Here is a 23767-nt window from a genome sequence, read left to right as displayed (position 1 = left end):
CCCGTGACGATCTCTCGACCCGCGATGACGCGGCCGCCGGCCATGGCCGACGTCGCCGCACTCGCCGGTGTGTCCCACCAGACCGTGTCCCGTGTGCTCAACGGGCATCGGAGCGTGCGCCCGGCGACACGGGAGAAGGTGCTGGAGGCGATCGCCACGCTCGGGTACCGCCGCAACAGCGCGGCGCGGGCCCTGGTCACCGCGCGGTCGGACACCGTCGGTGTGGTGACCACCGGGTCCCCGCTGTTCGGCCCGTCGAGCACGCTGATCGCCGTCGAGGAGGCCGCGCGCGAGCAGGGCTGGTACGTCAGCGTCGCGACGCTACGCCGGTACGACGCCGCCACCATGCACAACGCCATGGAGCACTTCATGGACCAGGCGGTCGAGGGCATCGTCGTCATCGCGCCGCACACCGACGTCGCCGACGCCGTGGAGTCGTTCCGGGCCCCGGTGCCGGTGGTCATCATCGCGGCCCGGGAGCTGCACCCCGATGTGCCGACCATCCCCCTCGCGGTGGACCAGCGTGCCGGCGCGCGGATGGCCGTCGAGCACCTGATCGAGCTGGGGCACCAGCGGATCCTGCACGTCGCGGGCCCGCCGGACTGGCTGGACGCCGTCGAGCGTGAGGAGGCATGGCGTGCCGTCCTCATCGAGCACGGCCTGCCCGTGCCCGAGCCGGTGGTCGCGGGCTGGAGCGCGGACCGGGGCTACATGGTGGGCCTGGACCTGGCGCAGCGGGTCAAGGCGGGTTCAGGCCCGACGGCGGTCTTCGCCGCCAACGACCAGCTCGCCCTCGGCCTGCTGCGGGCGTTCTGGGAGTGCGGCGTCTCCGTGCCCGACGACGTCTCGGTGGTGGGCTTCGACGACGTCGACGGCTCCGGCCACTTCATCCCACCGCTGACGACGGTGCGCCAGCCGTTCGTCGACCTGGGCCGGCGGAGCGTCGCGCTGCTGCTCGCGGCGGTCGACGGGGGCAAGCCCGCCGCGGAACTGATCGCACCCGAGCTGGTAGTGCGCCGGAGCGCGGCCGCGCCGCGCCGCTGAGACGAAGGAACCTGACCATCAGAAGCCTGCCGCGGAACGCCTCCCTCCAGATCGGTCCCGTCGACACCTGGCGCTGGCTCGGACCGGTCCTGCTGGTCCTGGCCGCTGCCACGGTGCTGGTGGGGGTGCTCGCCGGCCCGGCGGCCGTGCTGCGGGCCGGCGGCATCAGCCTGGCTGACGCCGCGCTCACGGTCGTCGCCGTCGGCCCGCTGCTGGCCATAGCGCTGTGGCGCCGGCCGGGCGCACTGCGGGTCGTGGCGGTCCTGGCCGTCCTGATCGCATGCAGCCGGTGGGCGCACAGCCTGCCCAGGGTCTTCGGGGTCGAGCTCGAGTACAACTGGCAGGGCAAGACGATGGAGCTGCTCTGGCTCGTCGCGCTCTTCCTGGCTCTCTGGCCGTGGGCGCGCGAGGAGGCGGGCCTCGGCCTGCGGCTGAAGCCGGGCTGGCGACCGGCCGGCTGGGTGGTGGTGGGGCTGTTCGTCGGGTTCACCCTCCTCTTCCTGTGGAACTATGCCGACGCCGGGGCGCCCCCCGACCCGATGGACACCGAACGCCTCCTGTTCGACGCGGCGCATCCCAACCTCGTCGAGGAGCTGCTCGTGCACGGAGCGATGCTCGCCGTGCTCGACCGGGCCTGTGGCACACCGTGGCGGTTCCTCGGCGCGGACGTCGGCTGGGGACTCGTGCTGACGTCCCTGTGGTTCGGCCTCTGGCACGGGCTGGTGCTCACCGCCGACGGGCTGGTCGTGGAGCCCGTGGCGATCCTCAGCACCGGGCTCGTCGGCCTGCTGCTGGGGTGGGTGCGGCTCCGCAGCGGGTCGGTCTGGCTCGCGTACGCGGGGCACTGCACGATCGAGCTGGGGCAGGACGCCGCGACGATGGTCTGGGCGATGCTGGGCGGAAACGTGCCGCTGGGCTGAGCGCAAGGGCGGCAGCGAGCCTCCCCGGCATGACCTGTTCCTGCCCTTGGCGAGGGGCGTTGACAGCCTTCTGCGGGGGTGGCAGAGTCACGGCGCACAGGGATGTTGACGTTCACATTCCGTCGCCGGGCAATGGTGTCCGGCGTGTTCCAGGACATTGAAGTCCAGGTGAATCCGGACACTGCCGTCCGGGGAAAGGGGTGCCGCCCGTGCCAGGCCGCCGCCCACCGAGCCTCCGCGTGTCCGCGGCAGGCTGGAGCTTCGTGACACCGTTCCTCGTGGTGTTCGCGCTGATGATCATCACTCCGCTGGTCTACTCGATGTACCTGAGCCTGTTCCGCAACCAGCTCATGGGCGGGACCACCTTCGCCGGGTTCGCCAACTACGTGACCGCGTTCAGCGACCCCAAGCTCTGGGACGGTGCCGGTCGCGTCGGCCTGTTCCTGCTGGTGCAGGTGCCGATCATGCTGGGCCTGGCGCTGATCGCCGCGCTCGCGATCGACAGCGGACGGCTGCACGGCAAGAGCTTCTTCCGAGTGGCGCTGTTCCTGCCGTACGCGGTGCCCGGCGTCGTAGCGGTCCTCATGTGGGGCTTCATGTACGACGACCGGCTGGGTCTCACCGGGAGCCTCAACGACCTGGTCGGCTTCGCGCTCGTCGACCCGTACACGAAGAAGTGGATCCTCACGGCGATCGGCAACATCGTGACCTGGGAGTTCGTGGGCTACAACATGCTGATCCTGTACTCGGCGCTGAAGACGGTGCCGAACGAGATCTACGAGGCGGCCGCCATCGACGGTGCCAACCAGTTCCGCATCGTCCGGTCCATCAAGCTTCCCGCCGTCCGCGGGGCACTGGTGATCGCGACGATCTTCTCGATCCTGGGCAGCTTCCAGCTCTTCAACGAGCCGAACATCCTCAAGGAGATCCAACCGGCCCTGATCTCGTCGTACTACACACCCAACATCTACGCCTACAACCTGACCTTCGTGGGTAACCAGGTGAGCTACGCGGCCACCGTCGCGATCGTGATGGGTCTGATCACCGCTGTCATCGCCTACGTGGTGCAGCTTCGTGGAACCCGGAGGGACGCGTGATGGCGGGCTACTCGTACCTCAGGCCACGCAAGTCGATCACGCTGACGGTCCTGCTGGGCGCCCTGATCGTCTACTCGATCCTGCCCCTGACCTGGATGCTCTTCAGTATCACCAAGACGCAGAGCGAACTGCTCAGCTCGTTCGGCCTGTGGTTCTCGGGTCCGTTCGCCCTGTTCGACAACCTGCAGCAGGTGGTGACGCACGACGACGGCATCTTCGTGCGCTGGTTCGCCAACACGATGCTCTACGTGGTGGTGGGCGCCGGAGGTGCCACGATCCTTGCGACCGCTGCCGGCTACGGACTGGCCAAGTATCGGTTCCGGGGCCGCAACGCGGTGTTCGCGACCATCCTCGGGGCGATCGCCGTGCCCGGTACGGCGCTGGCCGTGCCCACGTTCCTCCTGTTCAGCCAGGTGGGCCTCACCAACACGATCTGGGCGATCATCCTGCCGTCGCTGGTGTCGCCGTTCGGCCTGTATCTCATGTGGGTGTTCTCGGCGGAGGCCGTCCCCACGGAGATCCTGGAGGCAGCACGGGTCGACGGCGCGGGGGAGTGGCGCACCTTCTTCACGATCTCGCTGCGCCTGCTGGCGCCCGGCATCGTGACCGTGGCGCTGTTCGCGATCGTCGCCACGTGGAACAACTACTTCCTGCCACTGATCATGCTCAACGACCCGGACCTGTATCCGCTCACCCTCGGTCTGTACCAGTGGCTGGCGGACGCGTCCGGCATCGGAGCGCAACCGGTGTTCAACCTGGTCATCACCGGTTCGTTCCTGACGATCGTGCCGATCGTCATCGCGTTCCTGCTGCTCCAGCGGTACTGGCAGTCAGGCCTGAGCGCGGGCGGTGTGAAGGCATGACCGAGGCAGCGAGAACATCGGAAGACCTGAACTACGACGACGTGGAAGAAGGAAGACCATGACCATCACCCGCAACCGACGCGTAGCGCTCGGGGCTATGGCCGCGCTGCTGGCCGCATCTCTCACCGCCTGCTCGGGCGACGACGGGGGCGGCGGTGGAGGCGGTGGCGAAGGAGCGAGCGCTGAGGAGATCGAGGCCGCCCTCGAAGAGGGCGGCAGCATCACCTACTGGACGTGGACCCCGCAGGCCGAGAAGCAGATCGAGGAGTTCGAGAAGGCGTACCCGAACGTCGACGTGACGCTCGTGGACACCGTCGGAGCCGGCGAGGGCAACACCAAGCTGCAGAACGCCATCGCGGCGGGCGACGGCGTGCCCGACGTGGTGCAGATCGAGTACCAGTCCATCCCGCAGTTCCAGCTCCAGGGCCAGCTGACCGACCTCACGGAGTACGGGTTCGACGAGCTGGAGAGCCTCTACACGGCGTCGACCTGGGGCTCGGTGTCGCAGAACGGCGGCATCTGGGGCCTTCCGCAGGACTCGGGCCCGATGGCGTTCTTCTACAACCAGGAGGTGTTCGACGAGGTCGGCGTGGAGGTGCCGACCACGTGGGACGAGTACATCGAGGTCGCGCGTGCGATCAAGGAGGACAACCCTGACAGGTGCCTCGCCAACGACTCGGGCGACCCCGGCTTCACCACCAGCATGATCTGGCAGGCCGGCGGCACCCCGTTCCAGAACGACGGCGAGGCGGTCACCATCGACCTCGCCGACGAGGGCACCACCCGGTTCGCCGAGATGTACCAGCCGCTCATCGACGACGAGCTGATCTGCCAGCTCCCGGGCTGGAGCGACGAGTGGTACCAGGCTTTGGGCGACGGCACCATCGCGTCGGTCGCGCTCGGCGCATGGATGCCTGGCATCCTCGAGGACGGTGTGCCGGACGGCAAGGGCAAGTGGCGCGTGGCGCCGATGCCGACGTACGACGGCACCCCGACGAACGCCGAGAACGGCGGCAGCACGGAGTCGATCCCCGAGGCCGCGGAGAACAAGCTCCTCGCGGCGGGCTTCCTGAAGTGGCTCAACTCGAGCGACGAGTCGATCCAGGCCTTCATGGAGACCGGTGGGTTCCCGGCGACCGTCGAGCACCTCGAGTCCGAGGAGTTCCTGGGCTACGAGTCCGAGTACTTCGGCGGGCAGAAGATCAACGAGGTGCTCGGCGCCGGCGCGGCCGACGTCAACGAGGGCTGGCAGTACCTGCCGTGGCAGTCGTACGCGAACAGCATCTTCGCGGACACGGTGGGCCAGGCCTGGCTCGACAAGTCGTCGCTCCTGGAGGGGCTCGCCGCCTGGCAGGAGGAGAACGTCTCCTACGGCTCCGGCCAGGGCTTCACGGTGAACGGCTGACGCCCCGGCGTCGGCCCGCCGAAGTTGTGGGCGAGCGGGGCTCCCGAGGAACGGGACCCCGCTCGCCCCGCACCACCCGCACCACTCGCACCGCCCTGCACTGCCCCGATCCTGCACCGCGATGAAGGAGTGTGGTCCCGTGAGGCGTCTTCATGCTGCCCTCGCTGCCCTGGCCTGCGTACTGGCGACCGCCGTCGGCGCGGTCTCCGCGCAGGCCCAGCCCGAGACGGTGGTCAACGCCACCCAGTTCACCGATACGTCGGGCAACCCGCTGCACGCCCACGGCGGCGGCGTGGTCAAGGTGGGTCAGTACTACTACTGGTTCGGCGAGAACCGGAACGCCGACAACACGTTCCGCTACGTCTCGGCCTACCGGTCCACCGACCTCGTGCACTGGGAGTTCCGCAACCACGTGCTCACCGAGGCCAGCCACCCGGAGCTCGGCGTGGCCAACATCGAGCGGCCCAAGGTCATGTACAACCAGGCCACCGGCAAGTTCGTGATGTGGATGCACAAGGAGAACGGCAGCGACTACTCCGAGGCCCGCGTGGCGGTCGCCGTCAGCGACACCGTCGACGGCAACTACACCTACCAGCGCAGCTTCCGGCCGTTCGGACACATGTCGCGCGACATCGGCGTGTTCGTCGACACGGACGGCACCGGCTACATGTACTCGTCCGCCCGCGAGAACTACGACCTGCACATCTACCGGCTCACCAGCGATTACACGGATGTGGCCGCCCTGGTCGCCAACCCGTGGCCCGGTGGGCACCGCGAGGCACCCGCACTCTTCAAGCGGGGCAGCACGTACTTCATGCTGACCTCGGGCGCCACGGGCTGGAACCCCAACCAGCAGCAGTACGCGACGACCAGCAACCTGGCGTCCGGCTGGTCGACGATGCGGAACGTCGGCGACGCGACCGGCTACGGCTCGCAGACCACCTTCGTGCTGCCGGTGCAGGGCACGTCCGGCACGTCCTACCTGTACATGGGTGACCGGTGGGGCAACTCCATCGGTACCAACGTCAACGGCTCGCGCTACGTGTGGGCGCCGATCACGTTCCCGACGTCGACCTCCATGTCCTTCGCCTACTACCCGGAGCTCTCGATCGATGCGGCGGCGGGCACGATCACCGGGCGCGGCGGGCCGTTCGAGTCGCTCACCGCGCGGCACTCCGGCAGGTGCGCCGACGTGACCAGCCAGTCCGCCGCCGCGGGCGCCCAGATCAAGCAGTACGACTGCAACGGCGGCGGAAACCAGCGCTTCTGGTTCCGGAGCACGGGCACCGGCCACTACAACCTCGTGGCCCGGCACAGCGCGCTCTGCGTGCAGGAGAACGCCACGACGGTGACCCAGGAGGGCTGCGGCACGGGAACGAACCAGCAGTGGGCGGTCGTCGCGGCGTCGGGCAGCTTCGTGACCGTCCGGTCGCGCGCGACCGGTGAGTGCCTCGATGTCAACGGCGGCTCGACCGCGAACGGCGCGGCCCTGATCACCTACGCCTGCAACGGTGCGACCAACCAGCAGTGGACGCGCGGCTGAGATTCTGACGGTCCGCTCTGATCACGTCGTCGGGCATGGTTCCAGCTCCGGAACCGTGCCCGACGGTGTGATGGGGGCGGACCTTTCCCATGCTCGCGGGGTTGGGAAAGCCGCCTGTCGTAACGTATCGTGTGAGCGCTAACATCGCCGTGGACGGACTGTCGACGGCTTACCGTGACCAGCGACCGACGGTGACACGACGACGCCTCGCGACGATGCGGGCAGGACGGAGCGGCCCACGATGGTGGAGCGGCAGGATGAAGGAGCGGGACGGCTCGCGGGCCTCCGGGAGGCGATCGAGCAGGGGCGGACCGCTCTCGGCATCGAGCTCGGCTCCACCCGGATCAAGGCGTGTCTCGTCGGACCGGACAACGCGCCGCTGGCGAGCGGCAGCCACGACTGGGAGAACCAGCTCGTCGACAACGTGTGGACCTACTCGCTGGACGCCGTCTGGTCCGGGCTGCAGGAGTCGGTGACAGCGCTGTTGGCCGACGTCGAGCGCCAGTACGGCGTGCGGCCCACCACTGTCGGTGCGATCGGCGTCTCGGCGATGATGCACGGCTACCTGGCGTTCGACGAGGCGGACGAGCTGCTCGTGCCCTTCCGCACCTGGCGCAACACCAGCACCGAGCGCGCCGCGACCGAGCTGACCGGCCTCTTCCGGTACAACATCCCGCTGCGCTGGTCCGTCGCCCACCTGTACCAGGCGATCGTCGACGACGAGCCCCACGTGCCCCGGGTGCGGCACGTCACCACCCTGGCCGGCTACGTGCACTGGCGCCTGACCGGGCAGCAGGTGCTCGGTGTCGGCGACGCCTCCGGCATGTTCCCGATCGACCCGGCGACGAAGGACTACGACCGGCGGATGCTGGCCCAGCTCGACGAGCTGCTGGCTGACCGCGGCCCCGGCCGCGCTGTCGTGGACCTGCTGCCGCGTGTCCTCCCGGCCGGCGCCGACGCCGGTGCGCTGACCGCGGAGGGGGCGGCGCTGCTGGACCCGACCGGCACGCTCCGCCCGGGCATCCCGCTGTGCCCGCCCGAGGGCGACGCGGGGACCGGCATGGTCGCCACCAATTCCGTGGCGCCCCGCACCGGCAATGTCAGCGCGGGGACCAGCATCTTCGCGATGGTCGTCCTGGAGAAGCCGCTGGAGCGCGTGCACGAGGAGCTGGACCTCGTCACGACCCCGGCCGGCGACCTCGTCGCGATGGTGCACTGCAACAACGGGGCCAGCGAGCTGGGTGCCTGGGCCGAGATGTTCGGCCAGTTCGCCGCGGCGCTGGGCCGCCCGGCCGCGCCGGGCGCGGTCTTCGAGGCGCTCCTTCGGTCCGCCCTGGACGGCGACGCCGACGGCGGCGGCCTCCTCGCCTACAACTACCTGTCCGGGGAGCCCATCACCGGACTCGAGGCCGGGCGCCCGCTGTTCACCCGCACGCCCGACAGCCGGCTCACCCTGGGCAACTTCGCGCGGACCCAGGTCTACAGCGTGTTCGGCACCCTGAGCCTCGGTATGCGGGTGCTGGCCGAGGAGCAGGTCGAGCTCGACGCCATGTTCGCGCACGGCGGCCTGTTCAAGACCGAGGGTGTGGCCCAGCGCCTGCTGGCCGCCGCGCTCGGCGCGCCGGTGGCAGTGGGCCGGACGGCGGGGGAGGGTGGCGCCTGGGGCATCGCGGTGCTCGCCGCCTACCGGGCTTCCGCACGCGGTGCGGAAGCCCCCGAGCAGGACCTGGGCGCCTACCTGGGCGCCGAGGTGTTCTCCGACGCCGCGCTCGACGTCGTCGAGCCGGACGCCGAGGACGTGGCGGGATTCTCCGCCTTCCTGGAGCGGTACAGCGCGGGGCTCGCGATCGAGCGTGCCGCCGTCGAGACGCTCCGGACCCGAGACACGACGCAGGAGGCAGCACGATGACCACGAAAGCCCTGACCGACTACTCGCGGGCGGTCCAGGACGAGGTGGCGCGCGTCCGCGTCGTCGTCTCGGACCTGCATGCCGAGCTGCCGCGCTGGGACCTGGTGGTCTGGACGGCGGGCAACGTCTCGCAGCGCGTGCCGAACCCCGACGTGCCGGACGGCAGTGCCGACCTCTTCGTCATCAAGCCGTCGGGTGTCTCGTACGACGACCTGACCCCCGAGGGCATGGTCGTCTGCGACCTGGACGGCAACCTCGTGGACGGCACGCGGTCCCCGTCGTCGGACACGGCCGCGGCCGCGTACGTGTACCGGCACATGCCGGAGGTGGGCGGTGTCGTCCACACGCACTCCACCTACGCGACCGCCTGGGCCGCGCGCGGCGAGGAGGTGCCCTGCGTGCTCACGATGATGGCCGACGAGTTCGGTGGACCCGTCCCGGTGGGTCCGTTCGCGATCATCGGCGACGACTCGATCGGCCGGGGCATCGTCGAGACCCTGAGCGGCCACCGCAGCCCCGCCGTGCTGATGCGCAACCACGGCCCGTTCACCATCGGCAAGGACGCGCGCGCCGCCGTGAAGGCGGCGGTGATGGTCGAGGAGGTCGCACGCACCGTGCACATCTCCCGCCAGCTCGGCGAGCCCGTCCCGATCGAGCAGCAGCACATCGACTCCCTCTACGACCGCTATCAGAACGTCTACGGCCAGCCCGCGACGACGCCGTCGGGCACGGCCGGACAGAACACGGAAGGACAGGCATGAGCACCAAGCCCTACGCGGACCGTGAGGTCTGGTTCCTCACCGGGAGCCAGGACCTCTACGGCGAGGAGACCCTTGCCCAGGTCGCGGAGCAGTCCCAGGAGGTCGCCCGCGCGCTGGACGCGTCGTCGGACGTGCCGGTCAAGGTGGTGTGGAAGCCCGTCCTCAAGGACTCGGCGGCGATCCGCCGCGCGATGCTGGACGCGAACAGCGACGACAAGGTGCTGGGCGTCGTCACCTGGATGCACACCTTCAGCCCCGCCAAGATGTGGATCGCAGGCCTGGACGCGCTGCGCAAGCCGCTGCTGCACCTGCACACGCAGGCCAATGTCGAGCTCCCCTGGGACGACATCGACATGGACTTCATGAACCTCAACCAGGCGGCGCACGGCGACCGCGAGTACGCGTACATCGCCACGCGGCTCGGCGTCGCGCGCACCACCGTGGTGGGGCACGTCTCCAACCCGGCCGTCACGCGGCGGGTGGGCACCTGGGTGCGCGGCGCGGCCGGCTGGGCGGCGACGCACGAGCTCAAGCTGGTCCGCTTCGGCGACAACATGCGTAACGTCGCGGTCACCGAGGGCGACAAGACCGAGGCTGAGCTGCGGTTCGGCGTCTCGGTGAACACCTGGGGCGTGAACGACCTGGTCGCGGCCGTCGACGCCGTCGAGGAGCCCGCCATCGACACGCTGGTGGCGGAGTACGAGGAGAAGTACGACGTCGCCCCCGAGCTCCGGGCCGGTGGCGAGCGGCACGACTCCCTGCGCTACGCGGCGCGTCAGGAGATCGCGCTGGAGGCCTTCCTCGAGGCGGTCGGCGCCAAGGCGTTCACCACCAACTTCGAGGACCTCGGCGCGCTGCGCCAGCTCCCCGGCCTGGCGGTCCAGCGCCTCATGGAGAAGGGCTACGGCTTCGGCGCCGAGGGCGACTGGAAGACGGCGGTGCTCGTCCGCGCGGCCAAGGTCATGGGCGAGGGGCTGCCGGGCGGCGCCTCCCTGATGGAGGACTACACCTACGACCTCACCCCCGGCTCCGAGCTGATCCTCGGCGCGCACATGCTCGAGGTCTGCCCGTCGCTCACCACGTCGACGCCGCGCATCGAGGTCCACCCGCTCGGCATCGGTGGCAAGGAGGACCCGGTCCGCATGGTGTTCTCCGCGGACGCCGTCGAGGGTGCCGTGGTGGTCTCGCTCGCCGACATGCGGGACCGGTTCCGCCTCACGGCCAACGTGGTCGACGTCGTCACCCCGCCGCACGACCTGCCGAAGCTGCCGGTCGCCCGCGCGATGTGGGCGCCGCGGCCGTCGTTCGAGGTCTCCGCCGAGTCGTGGCTGACGGCGGGCGGCGCCCACCACACGGTCATGTCGACCGCTGCGGGCATCGAGGCGTTCGAGGTCTTCGCGAACATCGCGCGCACGGAGCTGCTCGTCATCGACGAGGACACGACGCGCCGCGGTTTCGCCGACCAGGTCCGCTGGAACCAGGTCTACTACCGCGTGGCCCAGGGCCTCTGACCCGCCCCTGGTTCGTTGAGTGCTGGCTATTTGCGGCCTGAAGGCCCTCCTGGCCGCAAATAGCCCGCACTCAACGAGGGGTTAGCTGCCGCCCGCCGTGGCTGCGCTCGTGGCCGCTACCGTCGCTGCGACCATCGCCGCGTTGACCTCGTCGATCGCACGCTTCACCGCGGCGCCGGACCACTCCGACTCGGCGATCTCCTTCGCCCTGCGCTTCAGCGCGCGTCGGTCCTGGTCGGGGAAGACCTTGCGGGTCAGGTCGGTCGCGAGCAGCAGGGAGACCAGGGCCGCCGTCCGCTCGTCCGCGTCGGCGCGCCCGGTCAGGGCTGCCAGAACACGCTCGCGGACGGCGGCCTCCGGCGTCGGATCGTGCGCCGGCCACGTGGTGCTGGGGAACAGCCCGAGAATCCTGACCTGCTCTTCGCGCAGCACGCCCCGCGCCCCCAGGCCCTGGTGCAGCGCGTCGCGCAGGTTCCGGGCGAAGCCGCCCTGCCCCACCTTCCGGATCGCGTCCTTGGGCCTGCGCTCGTGCATCAGCTCGAGGATCTCGCGCTGCATCGGGTCCGACGGCGTCGCCCGGCCGGTCACGCGGAACCGGCCTGCGCGGCCGCCGTCCGCGCCGGCGGACACCTCGAGCGCACCGCGCAGGGTGAGGTCCGCGACCGATGCCCCGGCCAGGGCGAACTGCAGGTGCTGCCCGCTGAGCAGCGGCCGGCCCGAGACGTCGTCGAGGGCGAGGAGCAGGTACTCCTCGGCGAGGGTGAGTTCCATGTCGGCTCCTCCAGGACGGTTGCGATGCCGGAACCAGCAGACCACGACCACCCGCCGAGGAGATCCACCCCAAGACGGATCCTCCCCTCTTTCGTTGAGTGCTGGCTATTTGCGGCCTGGAGGCCTTCCAGGCCGCAAATATCCCGCACTCAACGGGGGTTGATCACTGGCCAGCCCGCCTTCCAGCCCAGCCGGTACAGGCCGAGCGTGGGGAAGTACGGGTTCTGCTCGTTGGCGCCGTCGTAGTAGTGGTAGGCCAGAACGCCGTCGTGCACCGACTGGCCGCCCGGGCCGACCACCGGGCCGTTCGACTCCAGGAGCACCGTGCCCCCGCCGCCCACCATGTCGCGGCCCTCCTTGTCGAGGTACGGACCGGTCACCGCGCGCGACCGCCCGACGGCCACCTTGTAGGTGCTGTCCGCCCCGGCGCAGCAGGCGTCGAACGAGACGTACAGGTAGTACCAGCCGCCCCGCTTCTCGATGTACGGGGCCTCCACCCGGTTGCCGGGGGCGAAGCGGTCGACCAGGTGGACGGCGTTCTCCAGGGCGCCGGCCACGGGCTTGCCGCTGGGCCACGAGATCTCGACCAGGAAGATGCCGTACCAGTGCGAGCCGATCGCCATGTACGGCGTGCCGTCCTTGCCGGTGACGATGCCGGCGTCGATCGCGTTGAACTCCTTGCCGTCCTCGATCGGGGCGGGGGAGCTGATGACCGGCCCCTGGTCCACCCACTCGTAGTCCGGGTCGTCCGGGTCGAGGGTGGTGTTCGTGGCGAGCGCCGTGACCGAGTTGTTGGTCTCGAAGCGGGACGCCGAGTAGTACAGGTAGTACGTGCCGTCGTGCTCGTAGATCTCGGGAGCCCACAGGTTCTCCGGCAGGGCGCCGTCCGAGAAGTGCTCGTCGATCCAGGCGGGGATCTCGTCCCACACCGTGCCCTCGTAGGCCCAGGTGGCACCGCGGTCGTGCGACGACCAGATCTGCACCGTCCCGCCGTTCTCGCGGTTCACGAGGCCGGTCGAGTAGACCCACCAGGTGCCGTCGTCGTCGACGGTGAGGGCGGGGTCGTGGATCGGGGCGATGTCGCCGGCGACCTCGATCGCCCCGGGCGGGCCACCCTTCGCGCCGGACGGGCTGCCGACTGCCGCGCCGGCGGCGCCGGCCGTGCCGGACGCCGTCGCGCCCGGTGCTCCGGCCGCCGCGCCCGACGCCGGGGCGCCGATCGCGAGGGCCGCGGTGATCGCGAGCGCACCGAGCGCCGCGAGTGGTCTGCGTGGTGACATCTTTGTCCTCCGAGTTGGTCCGACCGTACTTCTACAACGATGTAGAGTATACGGGAGCGCTCGCGCCGAGCCACCATCCGTCGAAAGGGCGCGCACCCATGCCGGTGAGGATGCAGGACGTCGCGCAGCGCGCCGGCGTCTCGGTCAAGACCGTCTCGAACGTGGTGAACGGGTACCCCCACGTCCGCGAGTCCACCCGTCGCCGTGTCGAGGAGGCGATCGACGAGCTCGGCTACCGGATGAACGTCTCGGCCCGCAACCTGCGCACCCGACGCACCGGCATGATCACCCTCAACGTGCCGGAGCTGTCGCTGCCGTACTTCGCGGAGCTCGCCGACTCGGTGATCCGGGCCGCCGACGAGCGGGGCTGGTCGGTGCTCATCGAGCAGACCGGGGCCGAGCGGCAGCGGGAGCTCGAGGTGCTCGCGGGCCGTCGTCGCCACCGAGGCGACGGTGTGCTCTTCTCGCCCCTCGCGCTCGGCCAGGACGACCTCGACCAGTTCGACGTCGACTTCCCGCTCGTGGTCCTCGGCGAGCGCGTGTTCGGGGCGCGGGCCGACCACGTGACCATGAACAACGTGGAGGCCGCGCGGGCCGCCACCGCGCACCTCATCAGCACGGGCCGACGGCGCATCGCGGTGGTCGGCGCGCACGCGGGCGAGGTCATCGGCTCGGCGGCGCTGCGGCTCGCCGGTTACGAGCGGGCGCTCGCCGACGCCGGGATCCCGTTCGACCCGGCGCTCGTGGGGGAGGCGGGCCTCTGGCACCGGGCCACCGGTGCGGAGACGATGGGCCGCCTGCTCGACTCCGGGATCGGTATCGACGCGGTGTTCGCCCTGAACGACGCCATGGCGCTCGGCGCCCTCCACGCGCTGCACGAGCGGCGCATCGACCTCCCCGGCGACATCGCCCTCATCGGGTTCGACGACGTCGACGACGTCCGCTACTCCGTACCGACCATCTCGTCGGTCGACCCGGGCCGCGACGAGATCGCCCGGACCGCCGTCGACCTGCTGGTGCAGCGGATCGGCGGCACCACCGAGCCGTTCCGCCGCGTGGTCCCCGACGCACGGGTGGTCGGCCGTCAGTCGACGGGCGACGTGCGGGGGGACGGCGAGCAGGTGGTCGCGGTGATGCCGGGCAGGGTCGAGGACACCGAGGTCAGCCCGCTGCCGGTCGGCTGGCCTCGTCCGGTCGGCTGACCTCGTCGATGCGGTTCAGGCGGTCGTCGACCATCAACCCGCTGAGCCACAGCGGCACCGCGATCCCGGCGAGCAGTCCGAGCAGGGGGACCACGTACGCCACCAGGCCGCACGCGCCGAGCACCACCACGGCGCCCGCCGCCGTTCCGGGACCCAGCGGAGGGCTCAGCAGCAGGAAGCGCCACGTCTCGAACGCGGGCCGGTCGTAGCGCAGCACCACACGCGGCCAGTAGGCCAGCACGACGGCGGTCCACACCCCGACCAGGACGAGCCCGGCCTGCAGGGCCGCCCGCGCCGGACCGTCCAGCTGCCCGAGGACGAGGGAGTCCAGGGCCAGCGCCGCGCCCACCGCGGTCAGCGGAGCGCCGAGCAGGTTGGTCCGGCGCCAGTCGTCCCGCCACGCCCGCCAGAACGGCCGCCAGGGCGACTCGGCCGGGTCGGCGTCGAGCAGCAGCGCACTGGCTGCCCGGACCGCCGGCCACACGCCCAGCACGATGCCCCCGGCGAGCGCTCCCAGCAGGACCAGGACGTTGACCTCGACCAGGCGGGTGACCCGCCGGAGCACTCGCATCACCCCGCCGGTCCAGCCGAGCTCGTCCTCGGCCGAGGTGTCGCGCACCGGCCTGTCCGGCCTGAGCTCGGTCATCGGTCGTCCACCCTCGTGCCCGTCACCGTTCGGCCTGCGTCGTCCGTCGCCGCCAGGCACAGCGTGGCACGGTCGCGCACGGCGTCCCAGCCGGGAAAGACGACGGCGGTCCACCTGCGGCCGGCGGACGCCTCGTCGCCGGGACCCCAGGCAAAGCGTCCTGCGCCGAGCGGGCGTGCCGCGCCGACGCCGGCGAGCGCACCGTCCAGCACCTCGCCGAGCGGCCCGCTCTCGCCGTCGGTGACCTTGGCGGGCGCGGCGCCCACGTCGAGCACCTCCCAGGTGCCGTCGAGCGCGCCGGGTTCGGCGGGCCAGCCGCCGGTGTCGTCGTCCTCCCGGTCCGCTCCGGCCCAGGGCTGCGGCGAGACCACCGGCCAGCCGTCGTGGGTCCACACGAGCCGGCGCACCTGGACGCGGTGCTCGGTCGGTGCGTCGGCGTCGCGCACGTGGTGGACCAGGAGCTGGCGGCCCGGCTCGGTGAGCACGGAGGCGTGACCCGGCGCGAGGATGCCCGGACCGCCGGCCAGGCGGTGGCTCGCCAGGACCGGCACCCCGACCTGCCACGGGTCGACGCCGGACGCCGCCTCCTCGGTCCCGGCCGCGCCGTCGGTCATCAGCCGCCCGGCCCGGTCCCGGAACGGCCCCATGACGTCGTCCCCCACGGCTGCACGCAGGTGGTACGTCCCGGCCAGCGAGTCGTACGAGACCAGCAGTGCCCAGCCACCGTCGGGCCGGGGGAGGACGAACGCACCCTCGACGGCGCCGTCGGCGAGCCGCGAGCGGCGGGCCAGCAGCGTTCCCGGAGCGTCGCGTAGCGCGCCAGGTGCGGGTGCGTCGACGACGAACCCGGTGGCCGGATCGACCGGCAGCGCGTAGATGCCGCCGAAGAACGAGCCGTAGACCAGCCACTGGCGCCCGCCGGGCCGCTCGGTGACGAGGTTCGCGTCGATCGCGTTGGGGTGGCCGAGACCGGGCGGCCCGTCCACGTGGTCGCTCGCGACGACGATGCCGCGGTCGGTCCACGGACCCGACGGGTGCGGTGCGACCGCGAGCCCGATCGCGGACCGGCGTGACCCGAACGTCGACGCGGAGTAGTACATGCGCCACTCGGTGTCCCCGGGCGCACCCGCCCGGACGACGTCGGGTGCCCACAGGCCCTGTGCCCCGGACCAGTCAGCGGCCGGACCGGGAACGCCGTCGAGCGCCCAGCCGTGGAACGTCCAGCGCACCAGGTCCCGCGAGGTGCGCACCTGGACGCCGGCACGTACCGGCCCGTCCGACCGCGCGTCCGTGGAGAACATCCAGTAGGTGCCGTCGTCGTCACGGACGACGGTGGGGTCGTGGACGTGCCGGCCGCCCCAGGTGGAGGTGTCCATGTCAGCCCTTGGTCCCGGTGAGGGCGACCGACTCGATGATCTGCCGCTGGAAGATCAGGAAGACCGCGAGGATGGGCAGCAGCGCGACGAAGGACGCGGCCATGATCAGCGGGTAGTCCCGCTGGGTCGCGTACTGCACGTTCATGTTGGCGATGACCACCTGGAGCGTCTGCCGCTCCGGCGTGTTCAGGTACAGGATCGGCGCGAGGTAGTCGTTCCAGACCATCATGAACCAGAGGATGAACTGGGCGGCCACCGCCGGGCGGATGATCGGGAAGATCAGCCGCCAGAAGATCTGCCAGAAGGTGGCGCCGTCGATCTTGGCCGCCTCGATGATCGAGTTCGGCACGTTCTCGAGGTACTGCCGCAGGAAGAAGATCACGAGGATGTTGCCGAAGATCGCCGGGACGATCAGCGGCAGGAGCGTGTCCACCCAGCCGATCCGCGAGAACATCACGAACTGCGGGATCATCAGGGTCGGGTACGGGATCATGATCCCGGTCAGCATGCCGATGAAGATGAGGTTGCGGAACGGCAGGCGCATCTTCGCGATGGCGAACGCCGCCATCGAGCACGTGATCATGCCCAGCACCGTGACGGACGCCGCCACGATGAAGCTGTTCTGGAAGCCGGTCAGGATGTTGGAGTCCTGCCACATCCGCACGTAGGTGTCCCACTGCGGTACCTCGGGGATCCACACGGGCGGTAGGGCGAAGACCTCGTTCTTCGTCTTCAGGGACGTCGAGAGCATCCAGACCAGCGGTGCGATCATCACGATCGCTCCGGCGGAGAGCAGGACGAAGACCAGCCAGTCGCCGATCCGGGTGCTCGTGGTGCGGCTCATCGGGGTGCGGCTAGGGGCCTTGCGGCCGAGCGGGACACCGCCGAGAGGGGTGCCGTTCAGGGGGTCGCGGCTCTGTGCCGTGGTGAGACTCATGGTTCCTCCGCCTTTAGTCTCTGTTGGTGGTCGACTGAGCCTGCGGTTTCGCTTCGGGCGCGTGCCTCGTTCCTCGGCTCGCACCCTGCGCTGCACCTCCGGCTCAGTCGATGACGAAGCTGTTGCGCCGGTTCAGGCGGAACTGGATCAGGGTGACGACGAGGATCAGCAGGCCGAGCACGATCGCCATGGCCGTGGCGTACCCCATCTGCTGGTACTTGAACGCCTGTCGCCAGATGTGCCAGACGGCGGACGCGGTGCTGTACTCGGGCCCGCCGGTGGGCGTCATGATGTTGATCTCGGTGAACAGCTGCGCGCCGCCGATCACGTTGGTCACGACCAGGAAGAACGTCACCGGGCGGACCATGGGCAGCGTGATGGTGCGGAACCGCTGCCAGCCGTTCGCGCCATCGAGCTGCGCGGCCTCGTAGAGCGAGCGCGGGACCGACTGGATGGCGGCCAGGTACAGGATCATCGAGAACCCGAGGCCCTTCCAGATGGCCATCAGGATGATCGCGGGCTTGGCCCAGAACGTGCTCGCCAGCCAGTTGGGGCCGTCGATGCCGACGAGGGCCAGGGCCTGGTTGACCAGGCCGAAGTCACCGTTGTACGCCCACTGCCACAGGATGGCGATCGCCGCGAGGGACGAGATGACCGGCACGTAGTAGATGGTGCGGAACGCGGTAAGACCCACGATCTTGCGGTTCATCGCGACGGCCAGGGCCAGAGACACGGCCAGGCCGATCGGGATGCCGATCATGTAGAAGAACGTGTTGTAGAGCGACTCGAGAAAGTTCGCGTCGCTGAAGAGCCGGACGTAGTTGTCCAGGCCGACGAACCGCATGATCCCGAGGCCGTTCCAGTTCGTCAGTGACGCGTAGACCGCGAAGCCCACGGGATACAGCGTGAACAGCAGGTAGCCGATCACCGGGGCCGCGACGAAGGCGAGAGCCCAGCGATGCTCGGACCGGTGCAGGCGCGAAGCCGAGCCAGTCATGAGGTTCCTCTCTGCAGTGGCCGTGGGGTCGGGACCCGGTGGTCGGGCCGGCCGAGACCAGGCAGGTCCCGACCAGCTCGACCACCGGGTCCCGACCCCAGGGGAGGGCTAGTTGCCGGCGCTCGCGGCCGCGGCCTGCTCGGCCTGGGCGTTGGACTCGTCGAGCAGGGCCTGCATCCGCGGCTCCACCTCGGCCAGGTACTCGTCGGCGCTCTGCTGACCGTCCAGGACGGGCTGGATGTTGGTCCACATCTCGTCGTACCAGGCGGCGCCGTAGGTCATCGCGGCGGGCATGGGGCGGCCGTAGTTCTCGACGATGTCGAGGAACTCCTGGCGGTTGGCCGGGCTCGCGCCCTCCTCGGCCGCCCACTCGGCGGCCATGTCCTTGAGGTTCGGCACCTGGATACCGGCGTCGACCAGGGTCTGCTGGGCCGTCTCGTCCGCGGAGAGGTAGGTCACCAGCTCGGCGGCCTCCTCCGGCATGGCCGTGGTCGCCGAGACGCCGATGCCGAGCGAGCCGATCCATGTGGCGGGCTCACCGGTGGAACCCGCGGGGAACGGGATGAGGTCGTACTCGAAGTCGAGCTCGTTGTACGTGCTCACGTCCCAGGGGCCTACGGGGAAGAAGGCGATCTGGCCCTCCATCCACCGCTGGTACGTGTCCAGCGTGGCCGCCTGCTCGGCGTTCGGGGTGACCGCGTCCACCGTGGTCATGTCGGCGATGTACTGCAGCGCCTCGGCCATTTCGGGGGTGTCCACGGTGACCTCGGTGCGGTCCTCGTTGGTCCAGTCGGCGCCGTTGCTCCAGGCGAAGCCCTGCATGTTCCACTGGACGTTCAGGCCGGTGCCCCACTGGTCGATCTTCTTGTCGCCGTCGGTGTCCTTGGTGACCTGCTTGAGCACCTCGAGCCAGTCGTCCCAGGTGTAGGGCTCGTCGGGGCTCGGCAGCTCGATGCCCTCGGCCTCGAGCATCGTCTTGTTGTAGCCCATGGCGAACGGGCCGACGTCCTTCGGCAGACCGTAGAGCGCGCCCTCGGGCGTGCCCTGGAGCGTGCCGTCGTAGCGGTAGGAGTCGACGCCGTACTCCCACAGGTTGTCCAGGTCGACGCCGGAGGCCGCGACGTGGTCGGTGATGTCGAGCAGCACGCCCGACGTCACGTAGGACTGCAGGTTGGCCTGCTCGATGTAGAACACGTCGGGCACGTTGTTGCCCGAGATCGCTGCCTGGAGCTTGGTGGCGTACTGGTCGGCGTCGGTGACGATGACCTCGACCTCGACGCCGCTCTCCTCGGAGAACCTGTCGATGGCCTCCTGGTAGGCGGCCTTCTCGTCCTCGCCCCCGCGGAACATGAAGGTGAGCTTGCCGTCGTCGTCAGTTCCCGAACCAGCGCCGCAGGCGGCGGTGGAGGCCAGGACCAGGCCGGCGACGATGCCGGTGGTCAGGCGTGACTTCTTCATCACGGTTCCTCTCGTGAGCCGGGCTGCTGGGTGCGGGCCGTGCCGCCGGAAGTGGCGGGCACAACGTGTCGCGGAGCGTGCCGGTTATCTCTTCGACCTTGAAGTTACATCGATGGAGAATCGATGCGGCACACGGTAGCATCACTTCTACAACGATGTATACACGCGGCATCGCTGCCGCCACGAGAGGAACTCCATGCACTCCGTCACCGTCTCCCTCGACCCTGCTTTTGTCGTCGGACCCGTGCGTCGGCGCACCTTCGGCTCGTTCGTCGAGCACCTCGGGCGCTGCGTGTACACGGGCATCCACGACCCGGGGCACCCCACCGCCGACGCCGACGGCTTCCGTGGCGACGTCATCGAGCTCGCGCGAGAGCTCGGCGTCTCGACGGTCCGTTATCCGGGCGGCAACTTCGTCTCCGGCTACCGGTGGGAGGACGCGGTGGGGCCGGTCGAGCAGCGCACGCCGCGGCTGGACCTGGCCTGGCACTCGACCGAGCCGAATCTCGTGGGCGTCGACGAGTTCATGCGCTGGGCCGCCAAGGCCGACGTCGAGCCGATGATGGCCGTCAACCTGGGTACCCGCGGCGTGCAGGAGGCGCTCGACCTGCTCGAGTACTGCAACGTCCCCGGCGGCTCCTTCTGGGCGGACCAGCGCCGGGCCAACGGTGCCGAGGACCCGTACCGGATCAAGATGTGGTGCCTGGGCAACGAGATGGACGGCCCGTGGCAGATCGGCAGCAAGACGCCGCAGGAGTACGGCCGCCTCGCCGCGGAGACGGCCCGGGCCATGCGGATGATCGACCCTGGCCTGGAGCTCGTCGTGTGCGGGTCGTCCGGGTCGCAGATGCCCACGTTCGGCGAGTGGGAGCGCGTGGTCCTGACCGAGGCGTACGAGCACGTGGACTACATCTCCGCGCACGCCTACTACTGGGAGGAGGACGGCGACCTGGCGTCGTTCCTGGCCTCCGTGGTGGACATGGACCACTTCGTGGAGGCGGTCGCCGACACCGCCGACGCCGTGCGTGCCGCCCGCAAGCAGACCAAGCGCGTGCACATCTCGTTCGACGAGTGGAACGTCTGGTACCAGAAGCGCGCCGAGTCGCGGCCGCCGTCGGGCGACGACTGGCCCGTGGCGCCCGTGCTGCTCGAGGACCGCTACAACGTGGCCGACGCCGTCGTGGTGGGCAACATGCTCATCTCCCTGCTGCGGAACACCGACCGAGTGCACTCGGCGTCGATGGCCCAGCTCGTCAACGTGATCGCACCGATCATGACCGAGCCCGGCGGCCGCATCTGGAAGCAGACGATCTTCCACCCGTTCGCCCTCACCGCCCGGCACGCCGCCGGCGAGGTGCTCCGGCTGGCGATCGACTCGCCCGTGCACGAGACCGCCAAGTTCGGCGACGTGGACGTGCTCGACGCCGTCGCCACGCACGATGCCGAGTCCGGCGACGTCGTGGTGTTCGCCGTGAACCGGTCGCTGACCGAACCGGTGGCGCTCGACCTCGACCTGCGCGGCTTCCCGGGCATGCGCGTGGCCGAGGCGGTCACGCTGTCGAACCCCGACCACACCTGGCAGGCCACCGCGGACGACGACACCAGCGTGCTGCCGCAGCCCAACACGTCCGCGAAGGTGGCCGACGACCGGGTGCGGGCCGAGCTGCCCCCCGTCTCCTGGTCGATGCTGCGTCTGGAGCGCGAGTGATCCGGCGCCGCACCGCCGTCGTCGCGGTGGCGGCCGTCGGTGCCGCCGCCGCGGCGGCGGCACTGGTCGTGACCAAGCCCTGGGAGCCGCGTCCCCGGGTGCTGGACCTCGCGGGGGACCTCCGGGTGCACGATCCCGCCCTGGTCGCAGGGGGTGACGGCGAGCCGTGGTTCGTGTACTCCACGGGTGACGTGCACGTCGGGGCGGGCGCGCCCCAGATCCGCCGCTCGGACGACGACGGGCGTACGTGGGCCGACGCCGGCACCGCCTGGGACGCCGGCTCCGACCCCGAGTGGGTCAGGGCGAGCATCGACGGCGTGGAGAACTTCTGGGCGCCCGAGCTCTACGAGCACGACGGCACCTGGTACCTCTACTACTCGGCGTCGACGTTCGGCTCGAACCGCTCGGCGATCGGCCTGCGGACGGGTGCGACCCCGGACCCGGACGACCCGGGCTACGGCTGGACCGACCAGGGGTTGGTCGTCGAGTCGGTGCCGGGGCGGGACAACTTCAACGCCATCGACCCCGGCATCGTCGAGGACGCCGAGGGCAACCCGTGGCTGTTCTTCGGGTCGTTCTGGGGCGGGCTCCAGGTGCTCCCGCTGGAGTGGCCCGGAGGCAAGCCGGTGGCGGGCGCCGAGCCCGTCACGGTCGCGAGCCGGGTCGGCGTGCCCGACAACCCGATCGAGGCGCCCTACGTCGTCGAGCGGGACGGCTGGTACTACCTGTTCTTCTCCCGGGACCTCTGCTGCCGCGGCGCCGAGTCGACCTACAACATCGCGGTCGGCCGCTCGCGGGAGGTCACCGGCCCCTACCTGGACGCCGACGGGAAGGATCTCGCCCTGGGCGGCGGCACCCCGGTGCTCGCCACCGAGGGGGTGATGGTCGGGCCGGGCGGGCAGTCGGTCTCCCGTGGGCACCTCGCCTTCCACTACTACGACGGCGCGTCGGACGGCGATTTCCGGCTGGCGATCCAGGAGCTGGCGTGGTCCGCCGAGGGCTGGCCGATGGCTGCGGCGGTGCCCTGACTGGGGGCTCATGGGGCTTAAGTCCGATAGTTCCCCGGATGGGCGGGGCGGGCCGGACTCGTTACTGGACCGTGACGTGGTGCCCTATGAAAGGCCCCATGTGAGCGCTAACATTCGAGGCGGGCACAAACCCCGCTAGTCCTCGCACGAAGCCGTGCGGGATCTCAAGGAGGAGACATGGCACGCACGACCCTGACCCGCACCATTCTGGCCGCGGTGTCCGTAGCCTCGCTGTTCACGCTGGGCGCCTGCGCCTCGGACGCGGGTGGTGAGCCGGCCGGCGGAGGCGAGACCGACGCCGCCGCCCCCGACGACGGCGTCATCACCCTCGGTTTCTCGCAGGTGGGCGCCGAGTCCGGGTGGCGAGCCGCCAACACCAAGTCCATCCAGGACACGCTCACCGCGGAGAACGGCTTCGACCTCAAGTTCTCCGACGCGCAGCAGAAGCAGGAGAACCAGATCCAGGCGATCCGGTCCTACATCACCCAGGGCGTGGACGTCATCGCGTTCTCCCCGGTGGTCGAGACCGGATGGGACCCGGTGCTCCAGGAGGCCAAGGCGGCCGGGATCCCCGTGATCCTCACCGACCGTGCCGTCGACTCGAGCGACGAGACCCTCTACGAGTCGTTCATCGGCTCCGACTTCGTCAAGGAGGGTGAGATGGCCGGCGAGTGGGTGGTCGAGCAGTACGACGGCGAGGGGTACAAGGCCGTCGAGCTGCAGGGCACCACGGGCGCGGCCCCGGCGATCGACCGCAAGGAAGGCTTCGAGTCGGCCGTCGAGGGCTCGGACCTGGAGATCATCGACAGCCAGACCGGCAACTTCACGCGTGCCGAGGGCAAGACCGTGATGGAGGGCTTCCTCAACAAGCACGACGACATCGACCTCGTGTTCGCGCACAACGACGACATGGGGCTCGGCGCGATCGAGGCCATCGAGGCCGCCGGCATGACGCCGGGCGAGGACATCAAGATCGTCACGATCGACGCCGTCAAGGACGGCATGCAGGCGCTCGCCGACGGCAAGATCAACTACATCGTCGAGTGCAACCCGCTGCTGGGCCCGGACCTGGCGGAGATCGCCAAGAAGGTCATCGCCGGCGAAGAGGTCGAGAAGCGCATCGTCGTCGAGGACCTGGCGTTCGACCAGGAGTCGGCCAAGGAAGCGCTGCCGACGCGCGAGTACTGACGCCCCTGCCGCCGGCCCGTTCGGCTGTGAGCGCGATCGTCGGTCGAGCTTGTCGGGACCTGGGGTCCCGACAAGCTCGACCGACGACAGGCCACATCCAGGGCCACGCACGTTAGAAGGTCG

Annotated in this window: 20 protein-coding genes; 13 read left to right on the top strand and 7 right to left on the bottom strand. The window is 70.1% G+C overall.

Annotation, left to right across the window (positions count from 1 at the left end; genetic code table 11):
* The first annotated feature begins 42 nt into the window (after window positions 1-42).
* The 9 genes from LUU90_RS03060 to araA all read left to right on the top strand — a co-directional run bounded on the left by LUU90_RS03060 (window position 43) and on the right by araA (window position 11053).
* Window positions 43-1044: a LacI family DNA-binding transcriptional regulator gene (locus tag LUU90_RS03060; protein WP_275002282.1), complete on the top strand. Its 1002-nt coding sequence runs from the start codon at window positions 43-45 to the stop codon at window positions 1042-1044.
* Between the two features lie 113 nt (window positions 1045-1157).
* Window positions 1158-1964, top strand: a complete 807-nt coding sequence (locus tag LUU90_RS03055) for a CPBP family intramembrane glutamic endopeptidase (RefSeq protein WP_275001802.1) — start codon at window positions 1158-1160, stop codon at window positions 1962-1964.
* A gap of 293 nt (window positions 1965-2257) precedes the next feature.
* Window positions 2258-3061: a carbohydrate ABC transporter permease gene (locus LUU90_RS03050; RefSeq protein ID WP_275002280.1), complete on the top strand. Its 804-nt coding sequence runs from the start codon at window positions 2258-2260 to the stop codon at window positions 3059-3061.
* Window positions 3061-3924: a carbohydrate ABC transporter permease gene (locus LUU90_RS03045; RefSeq protein ID WP_275001801.1), complete on the top strand. Its 864-nt coding sequence runs from the start codon at window positions 3061-3063 to the stop codon at window positions 3922-3924. The genes LUU90_RS03050 and LUU90_RS03045 overlap by 1 nt, the downstream gene beginning before the upstream one ends.
* Window positions 3925-3982: 58 nt before the next feature.
* Window positions 3983-5329, top strand: a complete 1347-nt coding sequence (locus LUU90_RS03040; RefSeq protein WP_275001800.1) for an ABC transporter substrate-binding protein — start codon at window positions 3983-3985, stop codon at window positions 5327-5329.
* 139 nt (window positions 5330-5468) lie between these two features.
* Window positions 5469-6872, top strand: a complete 1404-nt coding sequence (locus LUU90_RS03035) for an RICIN domain-containing protein (RefSeq protein ID WP_275001799.1) — start codon at window positions 5469-5471, stop codon at window positions 6870-6872.
* A 241-nt stretch (window positions 6873-7113) separates the two neighbouring features.
* On the top strand, window positions 7114-8781 hold the full coding sequence (locus tag LUU90_RS03030) for a xylulokinase (RefSeq protein WP_275001798.1): 1668 nt from the start codon (window positions 7114-7116) through the stop codon (window positions 8779-8781).
* Complete coding sequence (locus LUU90_RS03025) at window positions 8778-9542, top strand: L-ribulose-5-phosphate 4-epimerase (RefSeq protein ID WP_275001797.1); 765 nt, start codon at window positions 8778-8780, stop codon at window positions 9540-9542. The genes LUU90_RS03030 and LUU90_RS03025 overlap by 4 nt, the downstream gene beginning before the upstream one ends.
* Window positions 9539-11053, top strand: coding sequence for an L-arabinose isomerase (gene araA / locus LUU90_RS03020; protein ID WP_275001796.1), 1515 nt, complete (start codon window positions 9539-9541; stop codon window positions 11051-11053). The genes LUU90_RS03025 and araA overlap by 4 nt, the downstream gene beginning before the upstream one ends.
* Window positions 11054-11134: 81 nt before the next feature.
* Here the strand turns inward: araA and LUU90_RS03015 are convergent, their stop codons facing one another.
* Entirely contained in the window at window positions 11135-11824 is a 690-nt protein-coding gene (locus LUU90_RS03015; RefSeq protein ID WP_275001795.1) for a GOLPH3/VPS74 family protein, read from the bottom strand.
* Between the two features lie 149 nt (window positions 11825-11973).
* A complete protein-coding gene (locus LUU90_RS03010; protein WP_275001794.1) occupies window positions 11974-13104 on the bottom strand; it encodes an arabinan endo-1,5-alpha-L-arabinosidase in 1131 nt (376 codons plus the stop codon).
* A 98-nt stretch (window positions 13105-13202) separates the two neighbouring features.
* Between LUU90_RS03010 and LUU90_RS03005 the strand changes: the two genes are divergently transcribed.
* Window positions 13203-14306 carry a LacI family DNA-binding transcriptional regulator gene (locus LUU90_RS03005; RefSeq protein ID WP_275001793.1) on the top strand — a complete coding sequence of 368 codons (1104 nt, stop codon included), beginning with the start codon at window positions 13203-13205 and terminating at the stop codon, window positions 14304-14306.
* Here the strand turns inward: LUU90_RS03005 and LUU90_RS03000 are convergent.
* The 5 genes from LUU90_RS03000 to LUU90_RS02980 form a co-directional block, all read right to left on the bottom strand.
* Window positions 14266-14952 (bottom strand): YesL family protein, encoded by a 687-nt coding sequence (locus LUU90_RS03000; RefSeq protein ID WP_275001791.1) that lies wholly within the window; start codon window positions 14950-14952, stop codon window positions 14266-14268. The genes LUU90_RS03005 and LUU90_RS03000 overlap by 41 nt on opposite strands.
* Window positions 14949-16328, bottom strand: a complete 1380-nt coding sequence (locus LUU90_RS02995) for an arabinan endo-1,5-alpha-L-arabinosidase (RefSeq protein WP_275001790.1) — start codon at window positions 16326-16328, stop codon at window positions 14949-14951. The genes LUU90_RS03000 and LUU90_RS02995 overlap by 4 nt, the downstream gene beginning before the upstream one ends.
* A 1-nt stretch (window position 16329) precedes the next feature.
* Complete coding sequence (locus tag LUU90_RS02990; RefSeq protein WP_275001789.1) at window positions 16330-17265, bottom strand: carbohydrate ABC transporter permease; 936 nt, start codon at window positions 17263-17265, stop codon at window positions 16330-16332.
* A gap of 103 nt (window positions 17266-17368) precedes the next feature.
* The gene (locus tag LUU90_RS02985; protein WP_275001788.1) at window positions 17369-18262 is read right to left on the bottom strand and encodes a carbohydrate ABC transporter permease; all 894 of its coding nucleotides are present in this window, start codon (window positions 18260-18262) and stop codon (window positions 17369-17371) included.
* A gap of 108 nt (window positions 18263-18370) precedes the next feature.
* Window positions 18371-19720 carry an ABC transporter substrate-binding protein gene (locus tag LUU90_RS02980; protein WP_275001787.1) on the bottom strand — a complete coding sequence of 450 codons (1350 nt, stop codon included), beginning with the start codon at window positions 19718-19720 and terminating at the stop codon, window positions 18371-18373.
* 196 nt (window positions 19721-19916) lie between these two features.
* Here LUU90_RS02980 and LUU90_RS02975 point away from each other — a divergent pair, with 196 nt between their 5' ends.
* The 3 genes from LUU90_RS02975 to LUU90_RS02965 all read left to right on the top strand — a co-directional run bounded on the left by LUU90_RS02975 (window position 19917) and on the right by LUU90_RS02965 (window position 23644).
* Window positions 19917-21428, top strand: a complete 1512-nt coding sequence (locus tag LUU90_RS02975) for an alpha-N-arabinofuranosidase (RefSeq protein ID WP_275001786.1) — start codon at window positions 19917-19919, stop codon at window positions 21426-21428.
* A complete protein-coding gene (locus LUU90_RS02970) occupies window positions 21425-22456 on the top strand; it encodes an arabinan endo-1,5-alpha-L-arabinosidase (RefSeq protein ID WP_275001785.1) in 1032 nt (343 codons plus the stop codon). The genes LUU90_RS02975 and LUU90_RS02970 overlap by 4 nt, the downstream gene beginning before the upstream one ends.
* Before the next feature lie 177 nt (window positions 22457-22633).
* Complete coding sequence (locus LUU90_RS02965; protein WP_275001784.1) at window positions 22634-23644, top strand: ABC transporter substrate-binding protein; 1011 nt, start codon at window positions 22634-22636, stop codon at window positions 23642-23644.
* Window positions 23645-23767 lie beyond the last annotated feature (123 nt).

It is taken from the genome of Promicromonospora iranensis, from assembly GCF_028994775.1.
In the GTDB taxonomy this organism is placed as follows: domain Bacteria; phylum Actinomycetota; class Actinomycetes; order Actinomycetales; family Cellulomonadaceae; genus Promicromonospora; species Promicromonospora iranensis_A.
Note: the sequence above shows the minus strand (reverse complement) of the source record. Positions and strands in the feature narration are given on the sequence as shown.

Excerpts from the sequence above, each read along its gene's own strand:
- LUU90_RS03060 (WP_275002282.1), top strand. The coding sequence starts at position 43 with ATGGCCGACGTCGCCGCACTCGCCGGTGTGTCCCACCAGACCGTGTCC.
- LUU90_RS03050 (WP_275002280.1), top strand. The coding sequence starts at position 2,258 with ATGATCATCACTCCGCTGGTCTACTCGATGTACCTGAGCCTGTTCCGC.
- LUU90_RS03045 (WP_275001801.1), top strand. The coding sequence starts at position 3,061 with ATGGCGGGCTACTCGTACCTCAGGCCACGCAAGTCGATCACGCTGACG.
- LUU90_RS03040 (WP_275001800.1), top strand. The coding sequence starts at position 3,983 with ATGACCATCACCCGCAACCGACGCGTAGCGCTCGGGGCTATGGCCGCG.
- LUU90_RS03030 (WP_275001798.1), top strand. The coding sequence starts at position 7,114 with ATGGTGGAGCGGCAGGATGAAGGAGCGGGACGGCTCGCGGGCCTCCGG.
- LUU90_RS03025 (WP_275001797.1), top strand. The coding sequence starts at position 8,778 with ATGACCACGAAAGCCCTGACCGACTACTCGCGGGCGGTCCAGGACGAG.
- araA (WP_275001796.1), top strand. The coding sequence starts at position 9,539 with ATGAGCACCAAGCCCTACGCGGACCGTGAGGTCTGGTTCCTCACCGGG.
- LUU90_RS03015 (WP_275001795.1), bottom strand. The coding sequence starts at position 11,824 with ATGGAACTCACCCTCGCCGAGGAGTACCTGCTCCTCGCCCTCGACGAC.
- LUU90_RS03010 (WP_275001794.1), bottom strand. The coding sequence starts at position 13,104 with ATGTCACCACGCAGACCACTCGCGGCGCTCGGTGCGCTCGCGATCACC.
- LUU90_RS03005 (WP_275001793.1), top strand. The coding sequence starts at position 13,203 with ATGCCGGTGAGGATGCAGGACGTCGCGCAGCGCGCCGGCGTCTCGGTC.
- LUU90_RS03000 (WP_275001791.1), bottom strand. The coding sequence starts at position 14,952 with ATGACCGAGCTCAGGCCGGACAGGCCGGTGCGCGACACCTCGGCCGAG.
- LUU90_RS02995 (WP_275001790.1), bottom strand. The coding sequence starts at position 16,328 with ATGGACACCTCCACCTGGGGCGGCCGGCACGTCCACGACCCCACCGTC.
- LUU90_RS02990 (WP_275001789.1), bottom strand. The coding sequence starts at position 17,265 with ATGAGTCTCACCACGGCACAGAGCCGCGACCCCCTGAACGGCACCCCT.
- LUU90_RS02985 (WP_275001788.1), bottom strand. The coding sequence starts at position 18,262 with ATGACTGGCTCGGCTTCGCGCCTGCACCGGTCCGAGCATCGCTGGGCT.
- LUU90_RS02980 (WP_275001787.1), bottom strand. The coding sequence starts at position 19,720 with ATGAAGAAGTCACGCCTGACCACCGGCATCGTCGCCGGCCTGGTCCTG.
- LUU90_RS02975 (WP_275001786.1), top strand. The coding sequence starts at position 19,917 with ATGCACTCCGTCACCGTCTCCCTCGACCCTGCTTTTGTCGTCGGACCC.
- LUU90_RS02965 (WP_275001784.1), top strand. The coding sequence starts at position 22,634 with ATGGCACGCACGACCCTGACCCGCACCATTCTGGCCGCGGTGTCCGTA.